16 protein-coding genes are annotated in these 15,556 nt (G+C 61.1%); 12 read left to right on the top strand and 4 right to left on the bottom strand.

Annotated features, from left to right (window positions below):
• Nucleotides 1–56 precede the first annotated feature (56 nt).
• Nucleotides 57–587 carry a prolyl-tRNA synthetase associated domain-containing protein gene (locus TM1040_RS17435; protein WP_011539915.1) on the top strand — a complete coding sequence of 177 codons (531 nt, stop codon included), beginning with the start codon at nt 57–59 and terminating at the stop codon, nt 585–587.
• Nucleotides 588–772: 185 nt separating this feature from the next.
• Here the strand turns inward: TM1040_RS17435 and TM1040_RS17430 are convergent, their stop codons facing one another.
• Entirely contained in the window at nt 773–1,354 is a 582-nt protein-coding gene (locus TM1040_RS17430; RefSeq protein ID WP_011539914.1) for an FMN-dependent NADH-azoreductase, read from the bottom strand.
• A gap of 140 nt (nt 1,355–1,494) precedes the next feature.
• Here TM1040_RS17430 and TM1040_RS17425 point away from each other — a divergent pair, with 140 nt between their 5' ends.
• Nucleotides 1,495–2,373 carry a LysR family transcriptional regulator gene (locus TM1040_RS17425; protein WP_011539913.1) on the top strand — a complete coding sequence of 293 codons (879 nt, stop codon included), beginning with the start codon at nt 1,495–1,497 and terminating at the stop codon, nt 2,371–2,373.
• 8 nt (nt 2,374–2,381) lie between these two features.
• A complete protein-coding gene (locus TM1040_RS17420) occupies nt 2,382–3,293 on the top strand; it encodes a DMT family transporter (RefSeq protein WP_011539912.1) in 912 nt (303 codons plus the stop codon).
• Nucleotides 3,294–3,335: 42 nt separating this feature from the next.
• Here the strand turns inward: TM1040_RS17420 and TM1040_RS17415 are convergent, their stop codons facing one another.
• A complete protein-coding gene (locus tag TM1040_RS17415; RefSeq protein ID WP_011539911.1) occupies nt 3,336–3,665 on the bottom strand; it encodes an ArsR/SmtB family transcription factor in 330 nt (109 codons plus the stop codon).
• A 99-nt stretch (nt 3,666–3,764) separates the two neighbouring features.
• On the opposite strand from TM1040_RS17415, the gene TM1040_RS17410 reads away from it, so the two are divergent.
• The 7 genes from TM1040_RS17410 (at nt 3,765) to TM1040_RS17380 (ending at nt 8,580) form a co-directional block, all read left to right on the top strand.
• Nucleotides 3,765–4,652: a DMT family transporter gene (locus tag TM1040_RS17410; RefSeq protein ID WP_011539910.1), complete on the top strand. Its 888-nt coding sequence runs from the start codon at nt 3,765–3,767 to the stop codon at nt 4,650–4,652.
• Between the two features lie 209 nt (nt 4,653–4,861).
• Entirely contained in the window at nt 4,862–5,203 is a 342-nt protein-coding gene (locus TM1040_RS17405) for an AtpZ/AtpI family protein (protein WP_011539909.1), read from the top strand.
• Nucleotides 5,204–5,242: 39 nt separating this feature from the next.
• On the top strand, nt 5,243–6,046 hold the full coding sequence (locus tag TM1040_RS17400; RefSeq protein WP_011539908.1) for a F0F1 ATP synthase subunit A: 804 nt from the start codon (nt 5,243–5,245) through the stop codon (nt 6,044–6,046).
• Between the two features lie 56 nt (nt 6,047–6,102).
• Complete coding sequence (locus tag TM1040_RS17395; RefSeq protein WP_005636439.1) at nt 6,103–6,327, top strand: F0F1 ATP synthase subunit C; 225 nt, start codon at nt 6,103–6,105, stop codon at nt 6,325–6,327.
• A gap of 86 nt (nt 6,328–6,413) precedes the next feature.
• Complete coding sequence (locus TM1040_RS17390) at nt 6,414–6,959, top strand: F0F1 ATP synthase subunit B' (RefSeq protein WP_011539907.1); 546 nt, start codon at nt 6,414–6,416, stop codon at nt 6,957–6,959.
• A gap of 2 nt (nt 6,960–6,961) precedes the next feature.
• Nucleotides 6,962–7,519 carry a F0F1 ATP synthase subunit B gene (locus TM1040_RS17385; protein WP_011539906.1) on the top strand — a complete coding sequence of 186 codons (558 nt, stop codon included), beginning with the start codon at nt 6,962–6,964 and terminating at the stop codon, nt 7,517–7,519.
• A gap of 239 nt (nt 7,520–7,758) precedes the next feature.
• Complete coding sequence (locus TM1040_RS17380) at nt 7,759–8,580, top strand: phosphate ABC transporter ATP-binding protein (protein ID WP_011539905.1); 822 nt, start codon at nt 7,759–7,761, stop codon at nt 8,578–8,580.
• Here the strand turns inward: TM1040_RS17380 and TM1040_RS17375 are convergent.
• Nucleotides 8,577–9,344 (bottom strand): FadR/GntR family transcriptional regulator, encoded by a 768-nt coding sequence (locus TM1040_RS17375; protein ID WP_011539904.1) that lies wholly within the window; start codon nt 9,342–9,344, stop codon nt 8,577–8,579. The genes TM1040_RS17380 and TM1040_RS17375 overlap by 4 nt on opposite strands.
• A 154-nt stretch (nt 9,345–9,498) precedes the next feature.
• Between TM1040_RS17375 and TM1040_RS17370 the strand changes: the two genes are divergently transcribed.
• The gene (locus tag TM1040_RS17370; RefSeq protein ID WP_011539903.1) at nt 9,499–10,713 is read left to right on the top strand and encodes a PLP-dependent aminotransferase family protein; all 1,215 of its coding nucleotides are present in this window, start codon (nt 9,499–9,501) and stop codon (nt 10,711–10,713) included.
• A gap of 129 nt (nt 10,714–10,842) precedes the next feature.
• Entirely contained in the window at nt 10,843–14,298 is a 3,456-nt protein-coding gene (locus TM1040_RS17365) for a chromosome segregation SMC family protein (protein WP_011539902.1), read from the top strand.
• 60 nt (nt 14,299–14,358) lie between these two features.
• Here TM1040_RS17365 and TM1040_RS17360 read toward each other — a convergent pair whose 3' ends face one another.
• Nucleotides 14,359–15,555, bottom strand: coding sequence for a lytic murein transglycosylase (locus tag TM1040_RS17360; RefSeq protein ID WP_011539901.1), 1,197 nt, complete (start codon nt 15,553–15,555; stop codon nt 14,359–14,361).
• Nucleotide 15,556 lies beyond the last annotated feature (1 nt).

Here is a 15,556-nt window from a genome sequence, read left to right as displayed (position 1 = left end):
AGACATCTGCCAAACAGCCGCAAGACTTACGCGCGCTGTTTTGCAAAGGATCTCTTATGGACGCGACACATGCTGCATCAGAAGAAGGCTTGCCGATTTCTTGCGAGGACCTGTTGAGCCAGCTCAATTCGTGGGGGATTTCCTATGTTCTGCACGAACACGCGCCGTTGCGCACCGTAGAGGATGCAAAGGCCGTCGAGGGGGCGCTGCTGCGCCCGGGAGAGCAGGCGTTGCGATTGAAGAACCTCTACCTGCGTGACCGCAAGAAGCGCAATTACCTGGTGTCGCTGGAACAGGACCGGGACGTGGACCTCAAGGCGCTCGGTGCAACACTGGGTGGTGGCGGGCTGTCGTTTGGCTCCGCGGATCGGCTAATGGAGTTTCTCGGGGTGCGGCCCGGAGCCGTGACACCGCTGGCGATGATCAACGGCGCGCCCAAGGGGGTGCGTTTCTTTATGGATGCACAAGCGCAGCATGCCGACAGTATCTATATGCATCCGCTTGTAAACACGCGCACCTTGGCGATGCCGCGTGCAGACCTGATGGTGTTCTTTGAACGGATCGGCGTCACGCCCGAGTGGATCTGACCGCAGAGGATCAGCACGAGAGGCGTGGTTTGATTGCCCAACGGGCTGAGGGGTTGCGCTCCGCTTTGCGGATCGCCGGGGGCAGGCCGCGCCTGCGGCGCGGCCTGCCCGGCCCAACGGGACGTGGTCAGCCTGTGGCGGACCGACGGACGGGCGGGAGCGCCCGCCCCATTGCATGCAGAGGCTTACGCCGCCAGTTGCGCGATTGCGTCTTTGGCTTTCTGGACCGAAGCTTCGGCATCGATCGCCTGCTGGTCGGCGGCGACAACTTCTACTTCGGTGATACCGATAAAGCCCAGCATGTGACGCAGGTAGCGGCTGGCATAATCGATGTCCGACCCCGCTTCGGTGCCGCCCGAGGCCACCACGAGGATCGCACGTTTGCCGGTCAGCAGCCCTTCCGGTCCGTTCTCGGTATAGCGGAAGGTCACGCCCGCACGGGCAATCTGGTCGATCCACGCCTTCAGCGTAGTTGGAATGGCAAAGTTGTAGATCGGAACGCCGATCACAAGCGTGTCGGCCTGTTTGATCTCTTGGATCAATTGGTCCGACAGGGCCAATACGTCTTTTTGGGACTCCGTGCGCTCCTCGGGGGCGGTGAAATTCGCGCCGATCCAGGTCTCGTCCAAGAGCGGCAGCGGGGTTGACAGGTCACGGTGCAGAACGGTCTCGGCACCGAGGCGGGCCACAACTTGCGCAGTCAGGTCGCGCGAGATCGAGCCGGTTTTGCGGGCAGAGCTGTCGATGTGAAGTACGGTCTGGGTCATGGTCTTGCTCCATTGAAAGAGATCAAATCACTTGACGTGGAAGATGCGCATTTGCACATTCGAACACAATTTGTGATATTCAACAAAAGTTGTGCGTTTGCGCGCAGATTGAGACAGAAAAGCATCGGCAGGGGGATCAGGTGGAAAATTGGGATGAGGTACGCACCGCCTATCAGGTGGCGCGCTTGGGCACTGTGAGTGGTGCAGCAGATGTTCTGGGCGTGCATCACGCCACGGTGATCCGGCATATCGACGCGATCGAAGCCCGACTGGGCGTGAAGCTGTTCCAGCGACATGCCCGTGGGTATACGGCCACCGAGGCCGGTCTTGACCTGTTGCGGGTGGCGCAGGCCACGGACGATCAGTTCAGCCAACTGGTCGGGCGCCTCAAGGGGCAGGGCGATGAGGTCTCTGGGGAGCTGGTGGTGACATCCCTGTCGTCCATGGCGCCAATGTTGGCGCCGGCGCTTGCAGAGTTTCAGCAGCTGCATCCTGATCTTGTGATCCGCTATCTGACCGGGGATCGCCTGTTCCGGCTGGAATATGGCGAGGCGCATGTGGCGTTGCGCGCGGGCGCTGCCCCCGAGCAGCCCGACAATGTTGTGCAGCCCTTCGTGGCCCAGCGGCTCGCGCTCTATGCCTCGCGCGAGTACGTCGAGCGCCATGGCATGCTGAAGGGGCAAGATGACATGGTGAACCATCGTTTTATTGCCAGCGACAATGAGAATACGCGCGCGCCCTTCGAGCGCTGGTTGCGTTCCACGATCCCGGCCGAGAATATCGTCTTTCGCTGCTCTGACGCCGTGGCTGGGCATCAGGCCATTCGGGCAGGGGCTGGGATCGGGTTTGTCTCCCTCTGGGAGGCGGCAAGCAGTCCTGATCTGGTGATGATGATGGATCCCCACGATGAGTGGTCGGGCAAGATCTGGCTCGTGACCCATGTGGATCTCCACCGCACCAACAAGGTGCAGAGTTTTGTGCGCTTCTTGAAAGAGCACGCCAAATCCTGGCCGCAGTGAGACAGAGCATGGAATTGGCCACGCGGCCGCGCGGTCTGCGCGACAGTCACAAGGGGCATCTTGCGATGCTCGCATTCTCAGCCTTGGTGGCCGGGTCGTTTTCGCTCGGGGCACTGATCGCCAATGAGGTAACACCCGCGGCGCTCAATGCGGTGCGTTTTGTACTGGCGGGTATCCTGATCGGGGCGGCGGCAGCGCTTGGTCCGGGGCTGAAACCGCAGCAATTCGAGGCGCCGTGGCGCTATGTGCTGCTGGGCGGGGTGTTTGCGACCTATTTTGTCCTGATGTTCTATGGGCTGCAGACTGCAGATCCGGTGAGCGCCGCTGCGGTGTTCACGCTGACCCCAGCCATGAGCGGCGTCTTTGGCTGGCTGCTTTTACGCCAGATCACCACCCCGCGTATGGCGCTGGCTCTGGTGATCGGGGGGGCAGGCGCGCTCTGGGTGATCTTTCGCGCCGACATGGAGGCGGTTCTGAAATTCGAGATCGGCCAGGGCGAGATGATCTATTTTGTCGGCTGCGTGGCGCATGCGCTTTATACGCCGATGGTGCGCAAGCTGAACCGGGGCGAGCCGGCGCTGGTCTTTACCTTTGGGGTGTTGGTCGCGGGGGCAATCCTGCTGGTCGCGCTGGCCTGGCGCGATCTGGCCGCGACGGATTGGGCAGGCCTCAAACCGATTGTCTGGATTGGACTTCTTTATGTGTCGGTCTTTGCGTCGGCCTGCACCTTTGTCTTGCTGCAGGTTGCCACGCTGCGTCTGCCGTCGGCCAAGGTGATGGCCTATACCTATCTGGTGCCGTCCTGGGTGATCCTTTGGGAGATTGCGCTGGGCAAGGGTTGGCCTCCGGCGCTCATCTTTGGTGGCATTGGCCTCACCATCGTGGCGCTCTGGCTGCTGTTGAAGGATGAGCACGGATAGGCGACGTGTGACTTCGCTCGGCTGAAGGGTGTTTGCGGGCCCTCACTCGCCGTCGCGAAGTTCTTCCTCGAGAAAGCGCTCGAATGCATCGAGGTTCACCGGCTCGAACTGACCAAAACCCTGCATCCAGACCGAGGCTGCCCGCAAGGCGTCCGGTTGTAGCTTGCACCACTTCACCCGTCCGCGTTTTTCCTGCTGAATGAGGCCCGCGCGGGTGAGGATGGTGAGATGCTTTGAAATCGCCGCCAAGGACATCTCGAAAGGCTCGGCCACATCGGTGACGGCCATATCGTCTTCGAGCAGCATCGACAGGATCGCCCGCCGGGTCGGATCTGCCAGGGCCGCAAAGACTGTATCAAGAGTGTCGTTCATACCGATACCTCCTAAAGCGCAAGAGGCGGGTCGACAATCCCGAAGCGTGTGCGCACAAAGGCGCTCTATTGTTTGCGGACGTATTTAAGGAGCGCGCAGATGGCGTTGCGGTATTGGGCGGTCATCGTAATTCTCGGCATCGGTTGGGGAATGTCCTTCATGTTCAACGCGGTGCTTTTGCGCGAGCTGGCGCCGTTATGGGTTTCGGTCGGGCGTGTTGGGCTTGGGGCGCTGGGCTGCTGGATGTTCCTGCTGGCGCGCGGGCGTGATTGGCGCATCTCGCCAGCGCGCGCGCTGGCGCTGGCCGGGTTTGGCGCGCTGAGCTATGCGATCCCGTTTTCCTTTTACGCCATCGGACAACAGCATATTGCCAGTGGCGTGGCCGGGATCGTCAACGCCTGCACCCCGGCGCTTGCGGTGGTGGTGACCCATTTCTGGCCGGGCGGCGAACGCGCCAACTGGCGCAAGAGCCTCGGCGTTGGCGCAGGGCTCGCAGGCATCGTGATCCTGTCGCTGCCGATCCTGCAAAGCGGGCAGAGCAGTGCCATCTGGGCCGTGTTTGTCACTCTTGGTGCACCGCTGTGCTATGCGTTCTCGGTCAATGTCGCGCGCCAGTTCCGCGATATGGAGCCGGTGGTGCTGGTGGCCTGGGCGCTGAGCGGTGCAACGGCCTTTATCCTGCCGGTTGCGTTCTGGGTGGAGGGCGCGCCACAGGCTCTGACGGCGCAGGCCTGGGGCGCTTTGCTGGTGATTGGTTTTGCACTCACCTCGGCGGCCTTCATCGCCATGTATTGGGTGCTGCCCAAGGTGGGGCCAACCAACGTCACCCTGCCCACGCTGATCGCGCCGGCCTCGGCGCTCACGCTGGGTGTTCTGGTTCTGGGCGAGCCGCTTGAGATCAGTCACCTGACCGGGCTCTCTGCGATCCTCTTTGGCCTTCTGTTGATCGACGGACGATTGTTTAAAAGCCGGGTTCCTGCGGTGTGATTTCAAGATCAACCAATCGGTTGAATATGCCCAAGGCGGCTCTTGCGCCGCATCTTTCGGTGCCGAGACTCTCGGTGTCGAAACCAAGAAATTACTAAGGCATTGATATTATAAAGTCTTATTCGAGCCATGAGGCGCGCAATGCGCAATTGACTCTGAGCGCAGCACCGCTTAGCAAACCCTCAGATTTCGCAAGAGGATGCGTCACCTTGATCGACGACGACCAAAAGCAGCGCATGGCGCAGCTGGAGGAGAAACTGGCAGCCGCCAAGAAGGCGCATGAAGAGCCGGAACCTCGCGCGGATGAACACTATTCCATGGCCAATCAGGCCTGGCGGATGGTGACGGAATTGGTGGCCGGTCTCGTGATCGGCCTCGGCATCGGATACGGGCTGGATGTTCTTTTGGGAACGACCCCCATTTTCATGGTGCTGTTCATATTGCTGGGTCTGGCCGCCGGGGTGAACGTGATGCTCCGCAGCGCACGCGAGATTCAGGACAAACAAATGGCTGAGGCGGAACAACGCGCCGACGCTGACAAAGATGCATGAATGCTGGGCGACGGCCTAAGCGACAGGAGAAGCGGAACGATGGGCAAACTGTTCTTTTACGTAGCTTTGGCTTTGGTGCTCGTATCGGGCCTGGTGTTCGCACCGGAAAAGGCAGAGCTTGCGATTCACCCGATGGACCAGTTCACCGTGACGCCGCTGTTCGGTGGTGACCACATCGCGTGGTACACGCCCACCAACGTGACGCTCTGGATGTTCCTCGCCGTGGCGGCCATCATCGGCCTTCTGGTGTTCGGCTCTTCCAACCGCGGCATCGTTCCTTCTCGCGCTCAGTCGGTTGCGGAACTGGCTTATGGGTTCATCTACAAGATGGTCGAAGACGTGACCGGCAAAGACGCGGTAAAGTTCTTCCCCTACATCATGACGCTCTTCATGTTCATCGTGACGGCCAACTTCCTTGGCCTCATCCCGATGTCCTTCACTACGACATCGCATTTTGCCGTAACCGCGATCCTCGCGATGCTGGTTTTCGTGACCGTGACCATCACTGGCTTTGTGCTGCATGGTGCAAAATTCCTCGGCCTGTTCTGGGTCAGCTCCGCTCCGCTGGCGCTGCGTCCGATCTTGGCCATTATCGAACTGATTTCCTACTTCGTACGCCCAGTCAGCCACTGCATCCGTCTTGCAGGGAACGTGATGGCGGGCCACGCGGTTCTGAAGGTGTTCGCAGGTTTTGCTGGCGCTCTGGGCGCCGGGGCATTCCTGCCGATCTTTGCCATCACCGCGGTCTACGCACTCGAAGTTCTCGTGGCCTTCATCCAGGCATACGTGTTCACCATTCTGACCTGTGTCTATCTGAAAGACGCGCTGCACCCGTCCCACTAAGGGCAGGCTGCTGGTCTGAACTACTACCTCAACTTCCAATCGTAAGGAGATATCAAATGGAAGGCGATCTCGCATACATCGGCGCTGGCCTGGCTGGCATGGGTACTGGTATTGCTGCTCTGGGTGTTGGCAACGTTGCTGCTAACTTCCTGGCGGGCGCTCTGCGCAACCCCTCCGCGGCTGCTTCCCAGACCGCAACCCTCTTCATCGGCATCGCATTTGCAGAAGCTCTGGGCATCTTCTCGTTCCTGGTCGCTCTGCTGCTGATGTTCGCCGTCTAAGACTCCGGAACACTTTTTCCTTACGGCCGGGCGGAGTGCCAACCGCGCCCCGCCCGGTGTAACGGCAAGTTCCATAGGAGGACGACATGGCAACTACTACGCATGACGCAGGTCATGGAGCTGCCGAAGCGGCGCACGGGTCTTCCGGCATGCCGCAGCTGGACTTCTCGACCTACGGAAACCAGATCTTCTGGCTTCTGGTCACGCTTGTCGTGATCTATCTGATCCTGTCGCGCATTGCGCTGCCCCGTATTGCAGCCATTCTGAACGAGCGTCAGGGCACTATCACAAACGACCTCGCCGCAGCCGAAGACCTGAAGGCCAAAGCTGTCGAGGCGGAAAACGCTTATAACAAGGCACTGGCCGACGCCCGCGCGGAAGCGCAGCGCATCGCCGCCGAAACCCGCGCCGAAATTCAGGCCGAGGTGGACGAGGCAATCGCAAAGGCGGATGCGGAAATCTCTGCAAAAGCAGCAGAGTCCGAGAAAGCCATTGCTGAAATCCGCGCTGGCGCGCTCGAGAGTGTCAAGGTTGTCGCCGCCGATACCGCATCTGCACTGGTTGCGGCGCTGGGTGGCAAAGACGACGCAGACGCTGTCAAAGCAGCCGTCGCTGAACGGACGGAGGGCTGATCATGCGTGCAACTCTTGCAATTGCTCTGACCCTCGCAACCACCTCGCCTGCATTCGCTGCGGGTGGTGGCTGGAACCTCGGCAACACCGACTTTGTTGTTATCCTCGCGTTCCTGCTGTTCATTGGCATCCTGCTCGCTGCCAAAGTGCCGTCTTTGATCGGCAAACAGCTCGACAACCGCGCGGACAGCATCAAGTCCGAACTGGAAGAAGCGCGCGCGCTGCGCGAAGAGGCCCAGACCCTTCTGGCCTCCTACGAGCGCAAGCAGCAGGACGTTCAGGCGCAGGCCGAGCGTATTGTCGCAAACGCCCGTGACGAGGCCGCTGCTGCGGCTGAGCAGGCGAAGGCGGATCTTGCAGCTTCCATCGCACGCCGTCTTACGGCGGCAGAGGAGCAGATCGCGTCTGCCGAAGCCTCTGCCGTGAAAGAAGTGCGTGACCGCGCCATCACGATCGCTGTTGAGGTCGCTGACCAGGTGATCTCCAAGCAGATGACCGCAGCTGATGCCAACAAGCTGATCGACGCGGCCATCCAGGACGTGGAAGCGAAACTGCACTAAGCAGATCTTCGACCGAGTTTGCGAAAGCCCCGGCCTTATGGCTGGGGCTTTTGCGTGCTGAGGGGTGGGACTGTCGATCCTGAGTTTGCCTCTCTCTGGGGCGGGCACTGCGCATCAGAGAGCCCATTGCCGAAGGCCGGCTGTCGCATGAATTTTTTGTGACAACGCCAATTGGTATTATGATCCTTTAACGCTGCCATGCGATGAGGGCCTTGTCTCCCCAGACTTGCAGGGCCTTCATGTTCCACTCGCTTCCGCTCCTTCGAAAACCTTCGCAGATCGCGGAGGACGTGACGCCGGGCCCTACGGTCTTGCGCCTGCAGGATTTTGGTCTTGAGGCGGGGGGCGTGCAGCTGTTGAGTGGCGTGACCTTTGATCTGCGCATTGGCGAGGCGCTGGGGTTGATCGGCCGAGCCGGGGCGGGGAAGTCGCTGCTGATGCGGGCCATATGCAGGCTTTTGGAGCAGGAGCGCCAAGTGGTGACTCGAGGGAGCCTGCAACACCGGGGGCAAGAAATCTTTGGGCGCGGTTTTGACACCCCGGAGATGCGGGCAAAGGTGGTCTATATTCCCGAGGTTGCAAACCCTTTTCCGATGTCGGTCTGGGACAACATTGCCTACGGGGTGAAACTCAACCGGATTGCGACTCGCCGTCGGGAGATGGCCGATCACGTCGAGGCTGCGCTGCGTCGTTGCCGCCTGTGGGACGAGCTGAAGGATGTGCTGCATACACAGCGCGCAACCGCCTTGCCGCCTTACCAGCAGCGTTTGCTATGCCTTGCCCGCAGTCTCGCGCTCAATCCCGATGTGGTGATGCTGGACCAACCAACGGGGTCGATTGACCAGCAAGAAAACGAGAGCCTGCACGACATCGCAATGGATCTGAAAACAGATCATGCGGTTGTCTTTGCAACCGCGAGTCTTGCCGATACTGCGCGGCTTGCGGATCGCGTGGCTTATCTGGAAGAGGGTGCGCTGGTGGAAATCGATAGCGCTGAAATGATCCTGACCGCGGCACTCGCGCCGCAGACGCGGGCCTTCCTCGAGAGCACTTCGGCCTAGCGCTTGCTTTCGTGCTCGAGACGCTGCGCTGCGATCTCGGCGTTGCGTTCTGCGCGAATTTGCTCCTCGAGGGACTGTTTTACGTAATCCATATGGGTCTCGACTGCGGCGCGTGCTGCTTTGGCGTCGCGGGATTGAAGCGCGGAGTTGATGGCGCGATGTTGTTCCAGCAGCGCCTCATAGGTGGTGTGCTGGCCAAACATGATGCGACGATTGTAAAACACGCCCTTGCGCAACATGTCGAACATGGAGCGCATCATATGCAGAAGCACGACGTTATGGCTCGCTTCGAGAATCGCCGAGTGAAACTGTGCGTCGAGTTCTGCCGCAGCCTCCGAGACGCTGGGGTCGCCTGCGGCTTCCATCTTGTCAAAGATCGTCTGGATGACACCGAGGTCTGCGTCTGATCCGAACTTGGCTGCGCGCTCTGCGGCCATGCCTTCGAGGTCGCGGCGAAACGAGAGATAGTCGAACACCGCCTCATCGTCGCTGGCAAACAGCTGGATCAGCGCAGGCGAGAAAGCCGAGCCAAGGACATCCGCGACAAACACGCCCGAGCCAGCACGGCTGCAGAGTAATCCCTGTTCCTGAAGCTCTCCGAGCGCTTCTCGCAGCGAGGGGCGCGATACGCCAAGCCGCTCAGACAATTCGCGTTCAGAGGGCAGGCGCTCACCTGGGCGCAGGATTCCCCGCAGGATGAGTTTTTCGATCTGTCGTACAACGGCAGAAGAGAGTTTCTCCGGCTGAACTTTCTGAAACGGCATCACTGGCCTCGAAAAACAAAGATTGGTCAACTCATATGACCACCAACGCCCGGCCGCTGCAAGATCACGAAGGTTGAAATAATAGGTCAGAATCATTGACTTGTTTTCGGGTTTGCTGTCGGTTGCGCTGAAGTGGCGAAAGGAAATGATCGAAATGGCACTCTCTGCGCAATTTGCATCACGAATTGGACGGATGAAAGCATCGGAAATTCGCGAGCTTCTGAAGCTGTTGGATCAGCCGGGGATGCTGTCGTTTGCCGGGGGTATTCCTGATCCCGCGCTGTTTCCAGCCGAAGCCTTTGCCGAGGCATTTCAGAATGCCCTTTCGCCCGCGCATCAGGCGCAATCGCTGCAATACTCGGTCTCTGAGGGCTATCTGCCGCTGCGCGAGTGGCTTGCGACCTATATGTCCAAACTTGGTGTGACCTGTGGACCAGAGCATATCCTGATCACCTCGGGGTCTCAGCAGGCGCTCGACTACCTTGGGAAACTCTTTCTCAGCCCGGGGGATACGGCGCTTGTCGGCTGGCCCACCTATCTGGGCGCATTGGCGGCGTTCAACGCGTATGAGCCGCGCTATGACCGGCTGCGGGCTGGCGAGAACCAACCCACTGCGCATTACGCTGAGGCTGCCAAGGCAGCAGGGGGGCGGGTCAAGTTTGCCTATCTCAGCCCCGATTTTGCAAACCCCACTGGCGAGACGATGACGCGTGCGGAGCGTCTGCAGGTGCTCGCGACGGCAGAGGCGCTGGACGCGGCCGTCATCGAGGATGCGGCCTATCAGGATCTGCGGTTTGATGGCGCGGCGGTGCCGCCGATCCTCACGCTGGAACTTGAGCGCAACGGAGGCGACATCGAGTCGTGCCGGACCATCTATTGCGGAACGTTTTCCAAGACCCTGTCCCCCGGACTGCGAGTCGGATGGCTGGTGGCGGCAACGCCTGTTGTTCAGCAACTCGTGCTGATGAAGCAGGCCTCTGATCTCCACTCACCGACGATCAATCAGATCGCAACCTGTCAGGTGGCCGAGCAGCTGTTTGACGCCCATGTCGACACGCTGCGGTCGGTCTATGGTCGGCGACGGGATGCTATGCTGGCCGCCCTTGAGGCACATATGCCGGAGGGCGTGATCTGGACCAAACCCGAAGGCGGCATGTTCATCTGGGTTACCCTGCCCGAGGGGATGAGCGGGGCCGAGCTTCTTGAATACGCGCTGAGCCGGGAAAAGGTGGCCTTTGTCCCCGGTCAGGCCTTCTATGCGGACGCGACAGGCCGCAATACGCTGCGGCTCAGTTTTTCAAACAGCAATGAGGCCACAATCGAAGAGGGTGTGGCGCGGCTTGGTCGGGTCATCCGGAGCATGGTCTGAAATCGGGTTATCCACAAGATATGGTGGGTTCCAGAGCCCATTACTCCTGATTTTGAGGCTCGGCCCGTTGACTCGGAGTGCGCAAGGCTGCTGTGATTTCCGGCAACGGAATCACCAGAAGGGGCGAATTTGCGCTTTTCCAAACTCAGGCTCAATGGCTTCAAAAGCTTTGTGGACCCTACCGACTTGATCATCGCAGATGGTCTGACGGGCGTTGTGGGGCCAAATGGCTGTGGCAAGTCGAACCTCTTGGAAGCGCTGCGCTGGGTGATGGGGGAGACCCGCGCCAAGGCGATGCGCGGCGGCGGCATGGAAGACGTGATCTTTGCCGGGACCGCCACGCGACCTGCGCGCAACTTCGCCGAGGTGAGCCTGCAGATCGACAACTCCGAGCGGCTTGCGCCTTCGGGCTTTAACGACTCCGATCAGCTCGACATCGTGCGTCGGATCACCCGCGACGTGGGCTCTGCCTACAAGGCCAATGCAAAGGACGTGCGGGCGCGGGATGTGCAGATGCTCTTTGCCGATGCTTCAACCGGGGCGCATTCACCTGCATTGGTGCGGCAGGGGCAGATTTCGGAACTGATCAACGCCAAACCCAAGGCACGCCGCCGGGTGCTGGAAGAGGCGGCGGGGATCTCTGGTCTCTATCAACGCCGACATGAGGCGGAGCTGAAGCTCAAGAACACCGAGCAAAACCTCCTGCGGGTCGATGACGTGATCGAGCAGTTGGCAACCCAGTTGGGCCAGTTGAGCCGACAAGCAAAACAGGCGCAGCGTTACCGTGAGATTGGCGAGAAACTGCGGCTGGCTGAGGGCATGCTGCTCTATCGCCGCTGGCGCGAAGCGGATGAAGCCAGGCTTTTGGCCGAAGAGGAGCTGCGCACCCGCGTGACCCAGGCCGCCAAAGCCGAAGGATCGGCGCGTCTGGCTGCCGAGAAACGTGCCGAGGCCGAAGAAGGCCTGCCTCCCCTGCGCGAGGAGGAGGCGATTGCCGCCGCGGTGTTGCAGCGCCTCATGGTGCAACGCGACGCGCTTTGGGATCAGGACGCGCAGGCGCGGCAGAACATCGAGCATCTCAACAACCGTATCCTGCAGCTCGGCAAGGACATCGAACGCGAGTCAGGCCTGAACCGTGATGCAGGCGAGACCATCGACCGTCTTGAGTGGGAAAAACGAGAATTGGCCAAGGCGGGCGAGGGGCATGACGACCGCATGGCCGAGGCGGCTGAAATTGCGCAAGAGTCGACGTCGATCCTGCACAATGGCGAAGAACATCTCTCGCAGGTGACAGAGGATGTCGCCCGGCTTGCGGCGCGCCATCAGTCGGCGCAACGCCTCGTCGAAGATTGCCGCCGCGCCTTGGAGCGCGCACAAGGCGAAGGGGCGAAATCGCGCAGCGCCCAAAGTGCGGCACAAGAAGCCCTCGCGGCCTCCGAAGCGGCATATGAGGCCGCCGTCGAGGCCGAGGAAGAGGCGCGCGAAGCCGCCGAAATGGCGGAAGAGGCGCTTGCCGAGGCAGATGAACTGCGCACCGAGACACAGGCACATGAGACCGACGCGCGCGCCAAGAGATCCGAGGCCGAGGGCGAGTTGGGCGCGCTGCGCGCCGAAGTCACCGCGCTCGCAAAATTGGTGGAGCGCGATACCGCCGAGGGTGGTCAGGTCATGGATGATCTGCGTGTGACGCCCGGCTACGAGAAGGCGCTCGGCGCGGCGCTTGCGGATGATCTGCGCGCCCCGCTCGCCGATCAGGATGGCCCGACGGGCTGGCTGACACTGCCGTCCTATCAACGCGATGCCCCACTGCCCGATGGTGTCGAGCCGCTGGGCAAATATGTCGACGGCCCGGATGCGCTCTGGCGGCGGATTGCACAGATCGGCGTGGTGGACGCGGATGAAGCCGCACGCCTGCAACCGCTCTTGCAACCCGGCCAGCGTCTGGTGACGCTTGAGGGCGACCTGTGGCGCTGGGATGGGTTTCGCTCCTGGGCCGAGGATGCGCCTTCTGCTGCGGCGATGCGGCTCGAACAGATGAACCGCCTGGAGGCGCTGAAGCAGGACATGGCTCACGCCACCGCTCGCACGGAAGGGGCGCAGGCCGCGCATGAGGCCTTGGTGCGCAAGCTCGAAGAAGTGACCCGCGCTGATCAAGCCGCACGGCAGGCCCGTCGTGTGGCTGACCAGCGCGTTGCCGACAGCGCCCGCGCCCTAAGCCGGGCGGAGGCGGAGAGGAACCTCGCAGAAGGCAAGCTTGAGAATTTCGGTATCGCGGTGGCGCGTCATGAAGAAGATGCGCTGACGGCCTCGCTGCAATTGAAAGAGGCGGAAAACGCGCAGACGGCGCTTGAGGATCTTGCCGAGGCCCGCGCCAAGGTCGAAGACATCAAGCACCGGGTTGAGGCCGCGCGGATCACCATGTTGACGCATCGCTCGGCACTCGACGAGCTGCGCCGCGAAGGCGAGGCCCGCACCAAACGCGCGCAGACTGTCGCCAAGGAGCTCTCCGGCTGGCGCCTGCGACTGGAATCTGCGGGCAAGCGGATTGCGGAGCTCGAAGAGCGCCGCGAGACCAGCCAGGAGGAGCTCGAGGATGCAATGGCGGTGCCCGGCGAGATTGCTGAGACCCGTGAGGAGCTGAACGAGCAGATCTCAGATGCGGAGGCGCGCAAAGCCGAAGCCACCGATGCCCTTGTGGCGGCGGAGGCAGTCCTGCGCGAAGCGGTGCATCACGAACGCGAATCCGAGCGCCTTGCGTCAGAGGCCCGCGAGGCTCGTGCCCGCTCCGAGGCCCGCAGCGAGGCCGCCCGCGAAACCGTGGACGCCACTGCCGAACGCATCGACGAAGTTATGCATCTGCAGCCTGCCGAGCTGTTGGAGCAGCTCCAGGTGGCGCCCGAGGACATGCCCGACGCCGAGACGCTGGAGGTCGAAGTCGCCCGCCACAAACGCCAGCGCGATGCGCTGGGGGCGGTGAACCTGCGCGCCGAAGAGGATGCGCGCGAGGTTCAAAGCGAGCATGACGCGCTGGTGACGGAAAAACAGGATCTCGAAGAGGCTGTAAAAACCCTGCGTTCGGGTATTGCGTCGCTGAACCGGGAAGGACGTGAACGCCTGCTCACGGCGTTTGAACAAGTGAACAGCTCGTTTGCGATGCTGTTTACCCACCTCTTTGGCGGTGGTGAGGCGAACCTCTTGATGGTCGAGAGCGACGACCCATTGGATGCGGGCCTTGAGATCATGTGTCAGCCGCCGGGCAAGAAGCTTTCGACGCTTTCGCTCTTGTCGGGGGGAGAGCAGACCCTGACGGCGATGGCGCTGATCTTTGCGGTGTTCCTGTCCAACCCGGCGCCGATCTGTGTGCTCGACGAGGTGGATGCGCCCCTCGATGACGCCAATGTCACCCGTTTCTGCGACCTTCTGGACGAGATGTGCCGCCAGACAGACACGCGGTTCCTGATCATCACCCACCATGCGGTGACGATGGCGCGGATGGACCGGTTGTTTGGCGTGACCATGCAGGAAAAAGGCGTCAGCCAGCTGGTCTCTGTTGATCTGAAGAAAGCCGAGGCAATGGTGGCCTGAGGCGGGCCTAAGACCGTCTCAGCGCCACCACGCTACCGTCCAATCAAGCAGTCGCAGCGGTCAAAGCGCGTTCAGGAGGGCTGGCGTGGGCCATGCATCCGCGGGCATGCCGAGACGCAACTGCTCCTTTTGAACCGCAAGCCGGGTGTTGGCGCCGAGGATGCCGTCCACGTCACCGACGTCATGCCCGCGCGCTTGCAAGCGACGTTGCAGCTCTTTCATCTGATCACCCGACAGTCCCTGATCGGGATTTCCGGCGTCATACACCTGTGCGCCCTCAAGCCGGGTGGCGAAATACGCGGCTGTCAGTACGTAGGTAAAGCTTTGATTCCATTCGAAATAAATGTCAAAATTGGGGTAGGCGAGAAACGCGGGGCCATTGTGGCCCTGCGGCAGCAGCAAGGAGGCCTGTGCCTCTTTCATCGCAAATCCCCCACTCCGGGGGGCCACGCCCATCGCGCTCCATTCGGCGACGGATTGCTTATAGGCCGGGCCTGAGGCAGAGACATCCATGCCCGCCGGGATTTCAACCTCCTGCAGCCATGGCTCATTGGCGCGCCAACCCAGATGCGAGAGCATGCGAGCGGCCGACATCAGCGCATCGGCGGCAGAGGTCTTGAGCGTCACATGGCCGTCGCCATCCGCATCGACCCCGTGTTCCAGGATGTCGCCTGGCAGCATCTGCACCATGCCGATCTCACCGGCCCAGGCACCCGTGGTGCGCTCAGGGTCGAAATCGCCTTTACGGTATAGCTCCAGCGCCGAGAAAATCTGTGGGCGAAAGAGCTCGGGGCGGCGGCAGTCATGGGCCAGGGTCACCAGCGCGTTACGCGTGTTGAAATCTCCCTGAAAGGCGCCGTAATCGGTTTCAAACGCCCAGAACGCCAGCAGAACACCGCGATTGATGCCATAGGTGGTTTCGATCCGCTCGAAGATCTTGTCGAATTCCTCGCCTTTGCGGCGACCTCGATTGAGGCGATCCTGCGAAATAAGGCGGCGCGAAAATTCAATGAATGGTTTTTGGAATACACCTTGTGAGCGATCTGCACGCAGCACCTTTTGGTCCTGCGATACACCGTTGAAAAACTCGTTGACGGTGTTGATTGCATAGCCCGCAGAGACCGCTTCGTCCTTGAGGCCGCGCACAAAGTTTTGAAAATTTCCGCCACATTGCGCCGCGGCGAGGCTGGGCGCGCTCAGGAGGGTGATGAGGGCAATACGGTGCAAGACCGCGTTGGGGCTGGGCAGCACGCGCATG

The sequence above is a fragment of the Ruegeria sp. TM1040 genome (genome assembly GCF_000014065.1).
GTDB lineage: Bacteria > Pseudomonadota > Alphaproteobacteria > Rhodobacterales > Rhodobacteraceae > Epibacterium.
This window is presented reverse-complemented; position numbering and strand designations above follow the sequence as displayed.

Coding starts and splice junctions, on each gene's coding strand:
- TM1040_RS17435 (WP_011539915.1), top strand. CDS start 57: ATGGACGCGACACATGCTGCATCAGAAGAAGGCTTGCCGATTTCTTGC.
- TM1040_RS17430 (WP_011539914.1), bottom strand. CDS start 1,354: ATGACCCAGACCGTACTTCACATCGACAGCTCTGCCCGCAAAACCGGC.
- TM1040_RS17420 (WP_011539912.1), top strand. CDS start 2,382: ATGGAATTGGCCACGCGGCCGCGCGGTCTGCGCGACAGTCACAAGGGG.
- TM1040_RS17415 (WP_011539911.1), bottom strand. CDS start 3,665: ATGAACGACACTCTTGATACAGTCTTTGCGGCCCTGGCAGATCCGACC.
- TM1040_RS17410 (WP_011539910.1), top strand. CDS start 3,765: ATGGCGTTGCGGTATTGGGCGGTCATCGTAATTCTCGGCATCGGTTGG.
- TM1040_RS17400 (WP_011539908.1), top strand. CDS start 5,243: ATGGGCAAACTGTTCTTTTACGTAGCTTTGGCTTTGGTGCTCGTATCG.
- TM1040_RS17395 (WP_005636439.1), top strand. CDS start 6,103: ATGGAAGGCGATCTCGCATACATCGGCGCTGGCCTGGCTGGCATGGGT.
- TM1040_RS17390 (WP_011539907.1), top strand. CDS start 6,414: ATGGCAACTACTACGCATGACGCAGGTCATGGAGCTGCCGAAGCGGCG.
- TM1040_RS17385 (WP_011539906.1), top strand. CDS start 6,962: ATGCGTGCAACTCTTGCAATTGCTCTGACCCTCGCAACCACCTCGCCT.
- TM1040_RS17380 (WP_011539905.1), top strand. CDS start 7,759: ATGTTCCACTCGCTTCCGCTCCTTCGAAAACCTTCGCAGATCGCGGAG.
- TM1040_RS17375 (WP_011539904.1), bottom strand. CDS start 9,344: ATGCCGTTTCAGAAAGTTCAGCCGGAGAAACTCTCTTCTGCCGTTGTA.
- TM1040_RS17370 (WP_011539903.1), top strand. CDS start 9,499: ATGGCACTCTCTGCGCAATTTGCATCACGAATTGGACGGATGAAAGCA.
- TM1040_RS17360 (WP_011539901.1), bottom strand. CDS start 15,555: ATGCGCGTGCTGCCCAGCCCCAACGCGGTCTTGCACCGTATTGCCCTC.